This is a genomic window from Mesorhizobium sp. WSM4823, assembly GCF_055811195.1.
The window spans coordinates 230,422-244,155 of sequence record NZ_JBVVQL010000008.1 but is presented as its reverse complement, the minus strand read 5'-3'; the positions used below and the strand labels follow the sequence as shown (position 1 = coordinate 244,155).

Sequence of the window (13,734 nt, the reverse complement as noted above, 5' to 3'; positions counted from 1 at the left end):
CGAAGCTGCTACCCGGCAGCCGATGTCGCGGGAAGCGCCTGTTCGTCCGCCAGCGACATATGGCGCCCCGATGCAAGATATGTCCCCGACACCAGGAATACCATCAGCACCGAATCCATAATGTCATGGCCGACCAGGATGCCTACCATTCCGCCGGTGAGATAGGTGATGACGACGATGATGATCATCGTCGCGCCGAACCGTTCGACAGGATCGATGCTGGTGCGCAGCACTTTGGCTGCGTTTCTGGTGGCAACGACGAAGATAGCCGCCAACGTAACTGCTCCCAGGATTCCGGCTTCCACCAGTGCAGTCAGAAAGCCGTTATGGAAGTGGCTGAAGCCGTGGACCATGCCGAACTGCTCTTGGAACCCCTGTTTCATCAGCAGCCGCGTCGCGCCCACCCCATGTCCGAAAAGCGGCATTTCGCGAAATGCGTCGAGGCCAATTTGCCACATGGCAACGCGAAATCCCAAGGCGGTGCTGTAGTTGCCATGCGCCTTGAGCGCCTCCCAGTCGGAACGGAGGAACTCGGCCCGCTCCAATATTGTCTGGAATCCAAAAGCAGCGATCGCGAGGCCGGCCACGCCCAGTATCAACAACAGGCGAAGGGCGTTCCTGCCCCTGAGCTTCTGTCGATTGATCAGCAGAACGGCTATGCCTGCAATCAGCATCGCCATCCAGATGATGCGCGAACCGGAGAAGAGAATGGCGACTGTCCCGGCCAGCGCGGCACAGGCGAGAAGACTCCTGGCCCTTTCGATGCCCGATAAAGCACCAGCCATGCATACCAGAACACTGAGGCAGGTGACCGTCGCGAACACGATCGCATTTCCAGCACCGCCTTCAACCCTCGGCATGCCGAGCCACCAGTACTGAATACCCGTCAACAGCAACGCGCCGAAACAAGCGGCCATGCTGCTTAGTATGATGACGCGGACAAGAGTGGTTTTCTGGGAAATGCTCCAGATCGAGTATGAGAAGGGGAAAAACAAGAAGGTGATCAGCGGCACAAGATGCGACGCATCCCTGGCAACCGAGTTGTTAACGAGGGAAGCAAGGATAACCGCCCCGCAATAGGCATAGATCGCGATCATCAGTGCGATCATGGGTTTATCAATGTTGAAGCGCCGTCTCTTCAGGGCAATCAGAAGGACGGACCAGAGACCGCCACCATTGAATACAAAGCTGACGACAGACCCCAGGACCGGTGGGAAAAAGAAGCAAAGAATGGAGAAATAGATATTGACACGCGAAGGTGTGAATTGTTGGTTTATCGATGAAAGCCTGTCCAAAGGTATAATTCGCATTCTTGGTGGTCTTTGATATGAGGATTTAACGTGACCGTCGCTGGTGCGATGATCTTCCAGATTCTAATGCCACAGGGCTACGCGCGGTGGCTCATTCAGGAGCCGGTATAGCGGCTGATCACGGTTTTCGATAGTGCGGCATGGTCGGGCTGCCATCAAAATCGACGGTGTTGCTAATCCAAGGCCTGCGGCTGCAGTGACGCCGATCTCGGCCCTCGGGACATATTTTTCTTGGGCTCCCTAGGCCATCAGCCTATTGAGCAGGAATTTCCGGATTCTGGTTCCCGCGTGGAAGATTCATTCCCGAACCACTCTAGGGCAGGCCTGTCTTGCATTGTTATAAACAATGGCGATCTGCTAGAACGCCTGCACGAAAATGAGATTGTCCAGAGTGAAGCTTGAACCGGGCAGCTGAAAATTGCGCCTGATGCACGATGCAAGATCTGGATGGCACGAGAGAACGCTCACAGTCCATGAACATCGCGCTTACGCACCTTCAGCGGCTTGAGGCCGAGTCCATCCATATCTTTCGCGAGGTTGCTGCGGCCTTCGCCAAGCCGGTCATGCTCTACTCGGTCGGCAAGGATTCCTCCGTGCTGATGCACCTTGCGATGAAAGCGTTTTATCCCGCCAAGCCGCCCTTTCCCTTTCTTCACGTCGACACGACCTGGAAATTCCGCGAAATGATCGCCTTTCGCGATCAGATGGCGCAGAAGCTCGGTTTCGATCTGCTGGTCCACGTCAACGAAGAGGGGGTGCGCGACAACATCAATCCCTTCGACCATGGCTCAAACACCCATACGCATGTGATGAAGACCGTGGCGCTGCGGCAGGCGCTCGACAAATACGGCTTCGATGCAGCCTTTGGCGGTGCTCGTCGCGACGAGGAGAAGTCGCGCGCCAAGGAGCGGATATTCTCGTTCCGCAACGCCCAGCACGTCTGGGATCCGAAGAACCAGCGGCCGGAGATGTGGAAGATCTTTAACACCCGCATCGCCTCTGGCGAATCGATCCGCGTCTTTCCGTTGTCGAACTGGACCGAACTCGACATCTGGCAGTACATTCTCCAGGAAGACATCCCGATCGTGCCGCTCTATTTCGCTAAGGAACGGCCAGTCGTGGAACGTGACGGCATGCTCATTCTGAGGGATGACGACCGCATGGAACTGCGCCCGGGCGAGACGGTGGAGAACCGGTTGGTGCGGTTTCGCACGCTCGGCTGCTATCCGCTGACTGGCGCCATCGAATCGGACGCCGACACGTTGGAAGCCATCGTCGGCGAAATGCTCACCGCGCGTACATCGGAGCGCCAGGGCCGTCTCATTGACCGCGACGAAGCCGGCTCGATGGAAAAGAAGAAGCGCGAGGGGTATTTCTGAGCATGCGCCACATCTTGGCCAAAAGCCTCACCCCAACGGACGGCATACGCGATTACATGGCTGCGCAGGAGAAAAAGTCGCTGCTGCGTTTCCTCACCTGCGGCTCCGTCGACGACGGCAAGTCGACGCTGATCGGCCGCCTGCTTTCGGATACCAAGCAGATTTTCGAGGACCAGCTTGCCGCACTGGAGCGTGATTCGCGCAAGCACGGGACGACGGGCGACGACGTCGATTTCGCGCTTTTGGTCGATGGGCTCGAGGCCGAGCGCGAGCAGGGCATCACCATCGATGTCGCCTATCGCTTTTTCGCCACGCCGAAACGCAAATTCATCGTTGCCGACACGCCTGGCCACGAGCAATACACGCGCAACATGGCCACGGGCGCATCGACCGCCGATCTGGCCATTGTGTTGATCGACGCCCGTCAAGGGGTGCTGCGCCAGACAAGGCGCCACTCGATCATCGCCTCGCTGCTGGGCATCCGGCACATCGTGCTCGCGGTCAACAAGATCGATCTCGTCGGGTTCGACAAGGCTGTCTTCGAACGAATTATCGAGGATTTCAGGCACTTTTCGCACAAGCTCGGCTTCCAGACGATCATGCCAATCCCGATGTCTGCCCGTTACGGCGACAACGTCACCAGCCGCTCGGACAAGACGAAGTGGTATTCCGGACCGACGCTGATCGAACATCTTGAAACCGTGTCGGTCGATGAAGCCGTTGTCGAACTGCCGTTCCGTTTTCCGGTGCAGTATGTGAATCGCCCCAATCTCGACTTTCGCGGTTTTGCCGGCACGATCGCGTCCGGCTCGGTTTCAACAGGCGACGAGATTGTTGTCGCTAAATCCGGCAAGTCCGCTCATGTCAGGCGCATCGTCTCGCATGGCGGCGATCTGAGCCAAGCGGTCGCCGGCCAGGCGATCACCCTTGTTCTCGACGACGAGGTCGAGGTCTCGCGCGGCAATATGCTGGTGTCGCCGGCGGCGCGGCCTCAGGTGGCCGACCAGTTCGCCGCCAACATCGTCTGGTTCGACGAGCATGCGCTGTTGCCGGGCCGCTCCTATATCCTGCGGACCGAGACTGATCAGACCAGCGCCACCGTCACCGACCTGAAATACCGCGTCAACGTCAACGACTTTGCCCATGAGGCGGCCAAGTCGCTCGAAATGAACGAGGTCGGCATTTGCAACATCTCGACGCGGGCGCCGATCGCCTTCGATACTTTCGCCGAGAACCGCACGACCGGCGCCTTCATTCTGATCGACCGCATCACCAACGCCACGGTCGGCGCCGGCATGATCCTGCATTCGCTGCGCCGCGCCGAAAACATCCACTGGCAATCGCTCGATGTCGGCAAGCACGGTCGTGCCGATCTGAAGAACCAGCGGCCTGCCGTGTTCTGGTTCACCGGGCTCTCGGGCTCGGGCAAGTCGACCATCGCCAACCTCTTCGAGAAGAAGCTGTTCGCCACCGGCCGCCATACCTACATCCTGGATGGCGACAATGTCCGCCACGGCCTCAATCGCGATCTTGGCTTCACCGACGCCGATCGGGTCGAGAACATTCGCCGTGTTGCCGAAGTGGCGCGCCTGATGGCCGATGCCGGGCTGATCGTCATCGTCTCCTTCATCTCGCCGTTCAGCGCCGAACGGCGCATGGCCAGGGAATTGATGGCCAACGGCGAATTCGTCGAGGTGTTTGTCGACACACCCTTTGAGGAGTGCGCCAGACGCGATCCGAAGGGCCTCTATGCGCGGGCGTTGAATGGCGAAATCAAGAATTTCACCGGCGTCGATTCACCGTATGAAGCCCCGGAAAACCCCGAAATCCATCTCAAGACACTCGGCAAGTCTGCCGAGGAGATGGTAGAGGCTCTGGAACTCTGGCTGAACGAGCGCGACATTGCCGAAAACCAATACGATAGCGGCGGCGGTATCTGACGACGAAGCGATGCTTGGCGTGTTCGAGCGCCTTGCCTTGGCGGCGGGGCGAGAGGTGATGCGGGTTTTCGATACCGGCTGCGCGGTCGATCGGAAATCAGACAGTTCGCCGGTGACCGAGGCCGATCGCGAGAGCGAAAAGATCATTCTCGCTGGGCTGCGCGCCGCGTTCCCCGACATCCCTTGCGTGGCTGAGGAAGAGGCGTCGAGCGGCATCGTGCCGCCCGACCTCGACGATGCCTTCTTCCTGGTGGATCCGCTCGACGGCACCAAGGAATTCGTCAACCGCAGGACCGACTTCACCGTCAATATCGCGCTCGTTCGCCACGGCGTGCCGGAGGTCGGCGTGGTCTTTGCGCCATGCACCGGACGCTTCTTTTCCGGCCGGCCGGGCAGGGCGGAAGCAATCGAAGTCAATGGCGATTACCAGATCATCGGGCGTCGGCCGATCTCGGCGAGGGCGGGCCTGGCGCCGCTGACTATCGTCGCCAGCCGGTCCCACAATACGCCCGAGACCGAAGCCTATATCCGCACGGTGGGCGCGGCCGAGATTGTCTCGGTCGGCTCGTCGCTGAAATTCTGCCTTGTCGCTGGCGCCGAGGCCGACGTCTATCCGCGCTTCGGCCGCACCATGGAATGGGACACCGCGGCCGGCGATGCTGTTCTGCGTGCCGCCGGCGGCATGACGCGCACGCTCGACGGCCAGCCGCTCACCTATGGCAAGCGCATGCAGAGCGATGACGAAGATTTCGCCAATCCGCATTTCATCGCCAGCGGCAAGGTAGCCGGACCAATCTGACGATCATAGCATCGTTGGCCCTGGAGGGAATCGACGAGCGAAAACATAAATCCCCGCCTCGGTCGTGGGCATCTGCGCGCAGTAACCTCTTAGACGAACGGTTTCGCCTAAACGTGGCCATTCGAGTCGAAAGACACGAACTTGCCGCGGCTCAATCCGAATGCGCCCATGAGAGTATATGGTTTTGTGGGGCAATCGGGCCATGATCCAAAGAACGACTTCTTCCTTGGCAGCGTTCCCATCATTCAGCCGTCCACAGAATCCTTATGCTCTCCTGATGGGAGGTGTCTCTCCTGTGGGCGGTTGCCATCGCGTGTTGGCATTGTTATATTTACGTCTACACAAAGGAGAGTTCGCTATGCCGCTCAACATTCGAAGTGAAGAGGTAAACGCGCTTGCCGAAAAGCTGGCGGTACGCACGCGCTTGAACAAGACGGCTGCCGTGAAGCTGGCCCTGGAGAACGAATTGCGTCGTGCGGAGGAGGCGATCCCTTTGTGGGAGCGGCTGAGGCCTCTGCGCGCGAAGATCGCGGCCTATCCGGACACCGGCCTTGCGGCGGACAGGGCTTTTTTCGATAACCTCAGCGGTGACTACTGATGTTCGTCGATGCGTCGGCAATCATCGCAATTATGACGGAGGAGCCTGAGGCCGAGGAACTTGCGGCGGCGCTTGATGCTGCGCGCTCGCCGCGGCCGATCACATCGGTCGTGGCTGCATGGGAAGCGACCGTTGGGCTGTTTCGCAAAAAACGCATTCCCATGGCAGAAGCTGAAGCGCGAATACAGGAGTTCCTCGAAGCGGCTGGGGTCGAGGTTCTGGCGATTTCGAGCCGTGAGTTGACCGCCGCGCTGCAAGCCTTCGATCGCTATGGACGGCATCGCTATCCGGACGCTGAACGGAACAGCGCGCTCAATCTGGCCGACTGCTTCCATTATGCCACCGCGAAATCCTACCGGGCGCCGATCCTGACCATAGATGCGGGATTTGCACTTACCGATGTCGCGACAGTGGGTGCCAAGGCCTGAGATCTCGGGCGGTCTCCGTCATGCGCTGGCCCCGGGGAAGCGCGTCGTCGCAACTGACGCTCGTTGTTGATGCGCGATCGGCGTACTGCTGGAGGGATACCGGCTAGACAGTGATCGCCCGTGAGGCTCTACGCGGCCGCGGTGTGCGCCGAATTCGAGCCGATATAGTTACGGATCGTTTCGATGATCCGATCCTGGTCTGCCTCGCTCAGATACGGGTGCATGGGCAGGCACAGAATGCGCTTCGGCAGCTCCTCCGAGACGGCAAGACCGGTCGGCGTGCGCGGATAATCGCAGTAGGCGATCTGGCTGTGCAAGGGCTTCACGTAATAGATGACCGACGGGATGCCCTTTTCGCCGAGATGCGCCTTGAGCCCGTCGCGCTTCGGCGTCTCGATGGCATATTGCGCCCAGGCCGAACGGCTGCCGTCCAGGTTGCGCGCCGCCTTGACGACATCGCCGAGCCCTTCGGCATAACGATTTGCAACCGCTTGCCGGGCAACCATCTCGTCTTCGAGAATGGCCAGCTTTTCGATCAGGATCGCCGCCTGCAACGTGTCGAGCCGCGAGTTGATGCCGACGCGGACGTTATCATATTGGGTTTCGCCCTTGCCGTGGAAGGCGAATGAGCGGAGCTGTTCGGCCAACGCATCGTCATTGGTGAACATCGCGCCGCCATCGCCATAGCAGCCGAGTGGCTTGGCGGGGTAGAAGCTGGTCGATCCGACATGGCCGAACGCGCCGCACATCTTGCCGTCGAGCGAACCACCCATCGACTGGGCGGCATCCTCGATCACCAACAATCCTTCGCGGCTGGCGATTGCCATGATCGCCTCATAGTCGGCGGCTAGCCCGAACAGGTCGACCGGAATGATCGCCTTCGGCTTAAGCCGGCCTTCCTTCTTGATCATCGATATCGCTGCCTCGAGGCTGGCGACATCGATATTGTAGGTCACCGGATCGACATCGACGAAAACCGGTTCGGCCTTGGCCAGCGCCACCACTTCTGCCGTGGCGGCGAAGGTGAAGCTCGGCACGAACACCGCGTCACCTGGGCCAATGCCAGCCGCAAACAGCGGCAGCAGTAGCGCGTCGGTGCCGTTGGCGCAGGCGACGACATGCTTGGTGCCGATATAGGCGGCGAGCTTGTTTTCGAATTCGGTGACCTCAGGTCCGAGGATATAGCGCCCCTCGTCGACGACGCGGTCGATGGCCGCTTTCAGCCTGTCGCGGATACGTTCGCGCTGCGCGCCAAGATCAATGAACTGCATGTCGGCCTCAAACGGTGCTAGCCAGGTAATCGGCCGCTGGTAGCAGACTTGGCCCGACCGAGAAACCCGCACGAGCCAAACCGCAAATTGCTCAAGTGTCGCAGTCTGTTACCTCTGATTTCCGAAGTGCCCTTGAAGATGCCGGAAATCCGGGCTTCGTCGGATGTCATTTGGCCTTCAGATCGCGTCGCAGCCGAACCGGCGAAACATAAAGTGATCGGCAAGCTGGTGCATAGCCGTGCAATCAGGCGATTTCATGCCGCCAGGGCGGATTGGCGCCGGCCCGCGACACCGTCACCGCCGCAGCCCTAGCACCGAGCGTCAGCGCCTTGTGGATGGCGTCTTCCGGCAGCTTGGCGATCGCCTCTTTCGACAGCAGGCCCTGCTCGTGCAGCGAGGCCAGGATGCCGGCGTTGAACGTATCGCCGGCACCGACCGTATCGACAACTTCGACCTTGTCCGGCACGACCGTGACCTTGTGATCCCTGCTGTAGCCGACAGCGCCTTCGCTGCCATGGGTGACGACGATCAGCGTCGGGCCGCGATCGAGCCAATTGTGGACGACATCCTCGTGCGAGCCGGCTTCGCCGAACCAGTTGAGGTCCTCATCCGACAGCTTCACGATGTCGGCCATGGCCATCATCGAGCGGATGCGCCTGAGATGCTTGGCCTTATCAGGGATAAAATTGGGTCGAATGTTGGGATCCAGCATCATGACGCGGCGGCTGTGCTCGCGCCGCATAAATTCCTCATAAGCTGCTCCGGCCGGTTCCGAGATCAGGCTGATGGCGCCGAACAGCATGGCTTCGACCTCGCTGCCGAGTTTCGGCAAATCGTCGATGGTCAGCATGCGTCCGGCTGTATTTTCATCGTAGAACGTGTAGCTCGCGTGGCCGTTGTCCAACCGCACGAAGGCAAGCGTGGTCGGCCGGGGCGATGTGTGCGCATAGGTGGAACTGACCTTGCTTGCCCCCAGCGCGTCCCTCAACCGCCCGCCGAACAGATCCGACGACAGGCCAGAAAAGAAGGCGGCGGGTGCCCCCAGCCGGCCGAGTGCTATTGCCGTGTTGAACACTGCGCCGCCGACATAGGGGGCAAAGGCCGGCTCGCCCTCCGTCGTGGTGCGCGGCAGCATGTCGATCAAGGCTTCGCCGCAACAGAGGATCATGATTTGCTGTTCTCCGGCGGGTGGATCACAACCTTGCGGGTGGTGATGTTGGGGTAGAGCCGCAACTCGCTTGTCGCAACGATCGCGTGCGCGGACCGTAGATAGAAGTCGCCGCCGGCGAGCGCAACCACCTTGCGGTTCGACGCGGGCTTGGCACAGATCGCCTCCACCTCGCCATGAACGAGATTGGCAAGCAAGCGATCGCCAGCGGCTGGAGGCGCGATCTCATTGCTACGGCCGTGTCGGCGTCGCCAGCCGCTCCGGACCGAGCAGGCCGGGATCCGATCAGCATGCTCAGGCACTCCTGGAAATCATGGTCGAACCGATGAGGAAGCGCTCGGAAAGCGGCAGGCTGGCGCCGCCAAGGGCACGTGCATGAATGCCGACGGTTCCCTCGCGAACGGCTGGGAGCTTCAGGCCTTCGCCGTCGATCTTGCTGATGGCTTCGACAACGGCATCGACGAGCCGGCGCCGCACGGCCTTCGGCATCCATCCGTCGATCACTGCGGTCTCGAAATCGATAACCGAGGATGCTGCCACGATGGCATAGGCGAGCGCTTGCGCGGCGCTGGCTATCCAGTGGTCGAGCTCGACGCCGATCTCGCCCCAGTCCTCCGGTGACGTCCATAGATGTGAGGCCTCAACCCCGCGCGCGTTGAGCGCCTTTTCCAGCATCGCGATCGACGCCACGTCGATCAATTGAGCCGGCTTGCCGTCCGGTCCGGGCACCGGCATCGAACCCAGCGCGCCGGCATTGCCGGTCGGTCCGCCAAAAAGGTGACCGTTCAGCACGATGCCGCCGCCGGCAAAGGCGCCGATATAGAAATAGACGAAGTCGCGCGCCGCACCCGCCTTGCCGAACACCAGCTCGGCGCCGCAGGCCGAGGTGGCATCATTCTGCAGATAGACCGGGAATTCGCACTGCGCCTGGATGTCGGCGCGGATGTCGCGGTGGCGCCATTCGTCCATGACGTCGCGCGGCGCACCTGCCGTATCGGCCCAGTTCCACAATTCGAACGGCATGGCGATGCCAAGTCCGGCAATGCGCTTGTCCTGTGCCGGGGTAAGTTCGCCGCGCATCGTCTTCATGCCGGAGGTGACGAATTCAACCGTCTCGCGCGGTGCCGGGTAGCGGTAGGAATGCTGCAGCATCGAGCGCACATTGCCGAGAAAATCGATCAGCACGAGTTCGGCGCTGCGACGACCGATCTTCAGGCCGATGAAATAGGCGCCATCGGGATTGAGCGCCATGGGAATGGAGGGTTGGCCGATCTTGCCGCGCAACGGCGCCTGGCGGACAAGGAGATTGTCCTCCTCGAGCTCGCGCATAATGACGGAAACCGTTTGGGCGGAAAGCCCGGTCATGCGCGCAATGTCGGACTTGGCCAGGCTGCCGTGCTGACGCACCAGCGACAGCACCAGCCGCTCATTGTGGTCGCGCATGCCGCTCTGGTTGGTGCCGCGATGAATGCGGCTCTCGGCTGCTTCGGGCGAACCGTGCCTTGTAATGCCGGTCTCCACCCCGGTTCCTCCCGTCGTTTCCCCTCGATGCTTTTGGGCCAGAATGAGTGAACGATGCAACGCTGTCAATAATAAATAAGAGTGATTTAATTATTGACACAAACCTCGGTCTGGTATTCTGTTGGGGGCAGGCGTCCACGCCGGGAGAAGTCGCTGGATGCTTGTGCAGATGCCGGTTGGCCGGCATCCGAAGTGGTTCCACTGGGAGGAAAATCGTGACCAAGACAGCACTATTGAAGTCCACCGTTTTTGCCGCGGCCGGACTGGGACTGATGGCGTTCACCTCGGCTGCATCCGCCGCCGATGTCGGCGCCTGCCTGATCACCAAGACCGACACCAACCCGTTCTTCGTCAAGATGAAGGAAGGCGCGGCCGCCAAGGCGAAAGAACTCGGCGTCGACCTCAAAGCCTACGCCGGCAAAATCGACGGCGACAGCGAGAGCCAGGTGGCGGCGATCGAAAGCTGCATCGCCGACGGAGCCAAGGGCATACTGATCACCGCATCCGACACCAAAGGTATCGTCCCGGCGGTGAAGAAGGCACGTGACGCCGGTCTGCTGGTGATCGCGCTGGACACGCCGCTTGATCCGCTCGACGCCGCCGACGCGACCTTCGCGACCGACAATCTGGAGGCCGGCAAGCTGATCGGCGCGTGGGCCGCCGCGACGCTCGGCGACAAGGCAAAGGATGCCAAGATCGGCTTCCTCGACCTGACCCCCTCGCAACCGACGGTCGACGTCTTGCGCGACCAGGGCTTCATGATGGGCTACGGCATCGACGTGAAGGACCCCAACAAGATCGGCGACGAGGACGATGCACGCATCGTCGGCCACGATGTCACGAACGGCAACGAGGAAGGCGGCCGCAAGGCGATGGAGAACCTTCTCCAGAAGGATCCCGGCATCAATGTCATCCATACCATCAATGAGCCGGCAGCCGTCGGCGCCTACCAGGCGCTCAAGGCCGTTGGCCTCGAAGGCAACGTGCTGATCGTCTCGGTTGACGGCGGCTGTCCCGGCGTGAAGTCGGTCGCCGAGGGCGTGATCGGCGCGACCTCGCAGCAATATCCGCTCCAGATGGCGGCACTCGGCATCGAAGCGATCGCCGCTTTCGCCAAGGATGGGACGAAGCCCAAGCCGACCGAAGGCAAGGATTTCTTCGACACGGGCGTCAACCTCGTGACCGACAAGCCGGCGGAAGGCGTGAAGTCCATCGACACCAAGGAAGGCCTCGCCAAGTGCTGGGGCTGATGCCGGTCTGACAGGCAACAGAACCGATCGGCCGGGGCTTGATCCCCGGTCGTTTCGGGCGGACGATGCGCTTCGCCAAGCGCGAGCAATTCCGGCGGCAGATCGGGAATGGTTGGACGGGCGTCGGCGTGGCTGAAGCCCCATGGGAGGAAACGTGGCTCAGGCTCAGGAATTCGAGAAGGCTCTATCGAGCAGCGACACAAGCGTCGCTGCTTTTGACGAGCACGGCACATCGATCGTCAAGCGCATCCAGCATTTCCTGCATTCCACTCCGGCTGCGGTGCCGCTGATCGTCCTGGTTCTGGCGATCGCTATTTTCGGCGTCACGATCGGGGGGCGGTTCTTTTCGTCATACACGCTGACGCTGATCCTGCAGCAGATCGCTATCGTCGGCATTCTCGGCGCGGCGCAGACGCTGGTCATCCTCACAGCCGGCATCGACCTGTCAATCGGCGTGATCATGGTGATTTCGGCGGTGATCATGGGCAATTGCGCAGTCACCTACGGTCTGCCGACCTTGCTTGCCGTGGTGATCGGGCTAGCCGCCGGTGGGGCCTGCGGGCTGCTCAATGGGCTGCTGGTCGCCTACATGAAGCTGCCGCCCTTTATCGTGACGCTCGGCACCTGGAACATCGTCATGGCCACGAACTTCATCTATTCGGCCAATGAGACGATCCGCGACGCCGACGTCGGTGTCCAGGCGCCACTGCTGCATCTGTTTGGCCTGAACTTCAAGATCGGCACCGCGGTGCTGACATTCGGCGTCATTGCCATGGTCGTGCTGGTGCTGATCCTGTGGTACGTGCTCAACCACACGGCATGGGGTCGCCATGTCTACGCCGTCGGCGACGATCCGGAGGCGGCAAAACTGTCGGGCATCCAGACCAAGAAGGTGCTGATCTCGGTCTACACCCTTGCCGGGCTGATCGCCGCTTTCGCTGCCTGGGTCTCCATCGGCCGCAACGGCTCGATCTCGCCGTCCGCCGCCGTCACCGACTACAATTTGCAGGCGATCACCGCGACGGTGATCGGCGGCATTTCCCTCTTCGGCGGACGCGGCTCGATTTTGGGCACGCTGTTCGGCGCGATGATCGTCGGCGTCGTTTCGATGGGCCTCAACATGCTGGGCGCCGATCCGCAATGGAAAGTACTGCTTACCGGCGTGCTGATCATCGGCGCCGTGGCGATCGACCAGTGGATCAGAAAGGTTTCGGTGTAGCGATGACCCTGGAGCCCATCCTCACCGCGCGTGGCCTCGTCAAGCGCTACGGCCGCGTCACCGCGCTGAACAGTTGCGACTTCGATCTCTATCCGGGAGAAATCCTGGCCGTCATCGGCGACAACGGCGCAGGCAAATCGACGCTTATCAAGGCAATCTCGGGCGCCGTGATCCCGGACGAGGGGACCATCGAATTGGATGGCAAGCCGGTGCTCTTCAAGTCGCCCATCGAGGCCCGCGAGGCCGGCATCGAAACCGTCTACCAGAACCTGGCGCTGTCGCCGGCGCTGTCGATCGCCGACAACATGTTCCTCGGCCGCGAGATCCGCAAACCGGGTTTCTTGGGCGATTGGCTGCGCATGCTCGACCGGCCGGCAATGGAAAAGCGCGCCCGCGACAAGCTCACCGAACTTGGCTTGATGACCATCCAGAACATCAGCCAGGCCGTCGAAACGCTTTCGGGCGGCCAACGCCAGGGCGTGGCGGTGGCACGCGCCGCCGCCTTCGGCTCGAAGATGGTCATCATGGATGAGCCAACGGCGGCGTTGGGCGTCAAAGAGAGCCGCCGCGTGCTCGAACTGATCCTCGACGTGAAGAAGCGCGGTCTGCCGATCGTGCTGATCTCGCACAACATGCCGCATGTCTTCGAGGTTGCCGACCGCATCCACATCCATCGGCTGGGCCGTCGTCTCTGCGTCATCGATCCCAAGCAATATACGATGTCCGACGCCGTCGCTTTCATGACCGGAGCGAAACTCCCGCCGGAGGCAGCGCTGGCGGCCTGATGCATGTCGCCCAAAAGCATGCCCTCGGGCTTGAACCGGGGGTGCGCAGCGGTTTTGGGATAACGA

General features: G+C 61.0%; 13 protein-coding genes. 8 read left to right on the top strand and 5 right to left on the bottom strand.

Going from position 1 to position 13,734, the window contains the following annotated elements:
* Positions 1–8: 8 nt before the first annotated feature.
* Positions 9–1,295 carry an O-antigen ligase family protein gene (locus AC0L26_RS21120; protein ID WP_473634325.1) on the bottom strand — a complete coding sequence of 429 codons (1,287 nt, stop codon included), beginning with the start codon at positions 1,293–1,295 and terminating at the stop codon, positions 9–11.
* A gap of 488 nt (positions 1,296–1,783) precedes the next feature.
* On the opposite strand from AC0L26_RS21120, the gene cysD reads away from it, so the two are divergent.
* The 5 genes from cysD to AC0L26_RS21095 all read left to right on the top strand — a co-directional run bounded on the left by cysD (position 1,784) and on the right by AC0L26_RS21095 (position 6,454).
* Positions 1,784–2,689 (top strand): sulfate adenylyltransferase subunit CysD, encoded by a 906-nt coding sequence (cysD, locus tag AC0L26_RS21115; RefSeq protein WP_473634324.1) that lies wholly within the window; start codon positions 1,784–1,786, stop codon positions 2,687–2,689.
* Positions 2,690–2,691: 2 nt separating this feature from the next.
* The gene (gene cysN, locus AC0L26_RS21110; protein WP_473634323.1) at positions 2,692–4,629 is read left to right on the top strand and encodes a sulfate adenylyltransferase subunit CysN; all 1,938 of its coding nucleotides are present in this window, start codon (positions 2,692–2,694) and stop codon (positions 4,627–4,629) included.
* A gap of 10 nt (positions 4,630–4,639) precedes the next feature.
* Positions 4,640–5,428 carry a 3'(2'),5'-bisphosphate nucleotidase CysQ gene (gene cysQ / locus AC0L26_RS21105; RefSeq protein ID WP_473634370.1) on the top strand — a complete coding sequence of 263 codons (789 nt, stop codon included), beginning with the start codon at positions 4,640–4,642 and terminating at the stop codon, positions 5,426–5,428.
* Between the two features lie 358 nt (positions 5,429–5,786).
* Entirely contained in the window at positions 5,787–6,026 is a 240-nt protein-coding gene (locus AC0L26_RS21100) for a type II toxin-antitoxin system VapB family antitoxin (protein ID WP_473634322.1), read from the top strand.
* A complete protein-coding gene (locus AC0L26_RS21095) occupies positions 6,026–6,454 on the top strand; it encodes a type II toxin-antitoxin system VapC family toxin (protein WP_473634321.1) in 429 nt (142 codons plus the stop codon). Before AC0L26_RS21100 ends, AC0L26_RS21095 begins: the two co-directional genes overlap by 1 nt.
* A 128-nt stretch (positions 6,455–6,582) precedes the next feature.
* Here AC0L26_RS21095 and AC0L26_RS21090 read toward each other — a convergent pair whose 3' ends face one another.
* The 4 genes from AC0L26_RS21090 to AC0L26_RS21075 form a co-directional block, all read right to left on the bottom strand.
* The gene (locus AC0L26_RS21090) at positions 6,583–7,725 is read right to left on the bottom strand and encodes a DegT/DnrJ/EryC1/StrS family aminotransferase (protein WP_473634320.1); all 1,143 of its coding nucleotides are present in this window, start codon (positions 7,723–7,725) and stop codon (positions 6,583–6,585) included.
* 244 nt (positions 7,726–7,969) lie between these two features.
* Positions 7,970–8,893 carry a carbohydrate kinase family protein gene (locus tag AC0L26_RS21085; RefSeq protein ID WP_473634319.1) on the bottom strand — a complete coding sequence of 308 codons (924 nt, stop codon included), beginning with the start codon at positions 8,891–8,893 and terminating at the stop codon, positions 7,970–7,972.
* Positions 8,890–9,090, bottom strand: a complete 201-nt coding sequence (locus AC0L26_RS21080; RefSeq protein WP_473634318.1) for an RbsD/FucU family protein — start codon at positions 9,088–9,090, stop codon at positions 8,890–8,892. Before AC0L26_RS21080 ends, AC0L26_RS21085 begins: the two co-directional genes overlap by 4 nt.
* A gap of 97 nt (positions 9,091–9,187) precedes the next feature.
* Positions 9,188–10,414, bottom strand: coding sequence for an ROK family transcriptional regulator (locus AC0L26_RS21075; RefSeq protein ID WP_473634317.1), 1,227 nt, complete (start codon positions 10,412–10,414; stop codon positions 9,188–9,190).
* Between the two features lie 272 nt (positions 10,415–10,686).
* Here AC0L26_RS21075 and AC0L26_RS21070 point away from each other — a divergent pair, with 272 nt between their 5' ends.
* The 3 genes from AC0L26_RS21070 (at position 10,687) to AC0L26_RS21060 (ending at position 13,668) form a co-directional block, all read left to right on the top strand.
* Positions 10,687–11,664, top strand: coding sequence for a substrate-binding domain-containing protein (locus tag AC0L26_RS21070; RefSeq protein ID WP_473634369.1), 978 nt, complete (start codon positions 10,687–10,689; stop codon positions 11,662–11,664).
* Positions 11,665–11,818: 154 nt separating this feature from the next.
* A complete protein-coding gene (locus AC0L26_RS21065; RefSeq protein WP_354491845.1) occupies positions 11,819–12,883 on the top strand; it encodes an ABC transporter permease in 1,065 nt (354 codons plus the stop codon).
* 2 nt (positions 12,884–12,885) lie between these two features.
* Positions 12,886–13,668, top strand: coding sequence for an ATP-binding cassette domain-containing protein (locus tag AC0L26_RS21060; RefSeq protein WP_473634316.1), 783 nt, complete (start codon positions 12,886–12,888; stop codon positions 13,666–13,668).
* Positions 13,669–13,734: the final 66 nt, after the last annotated feature.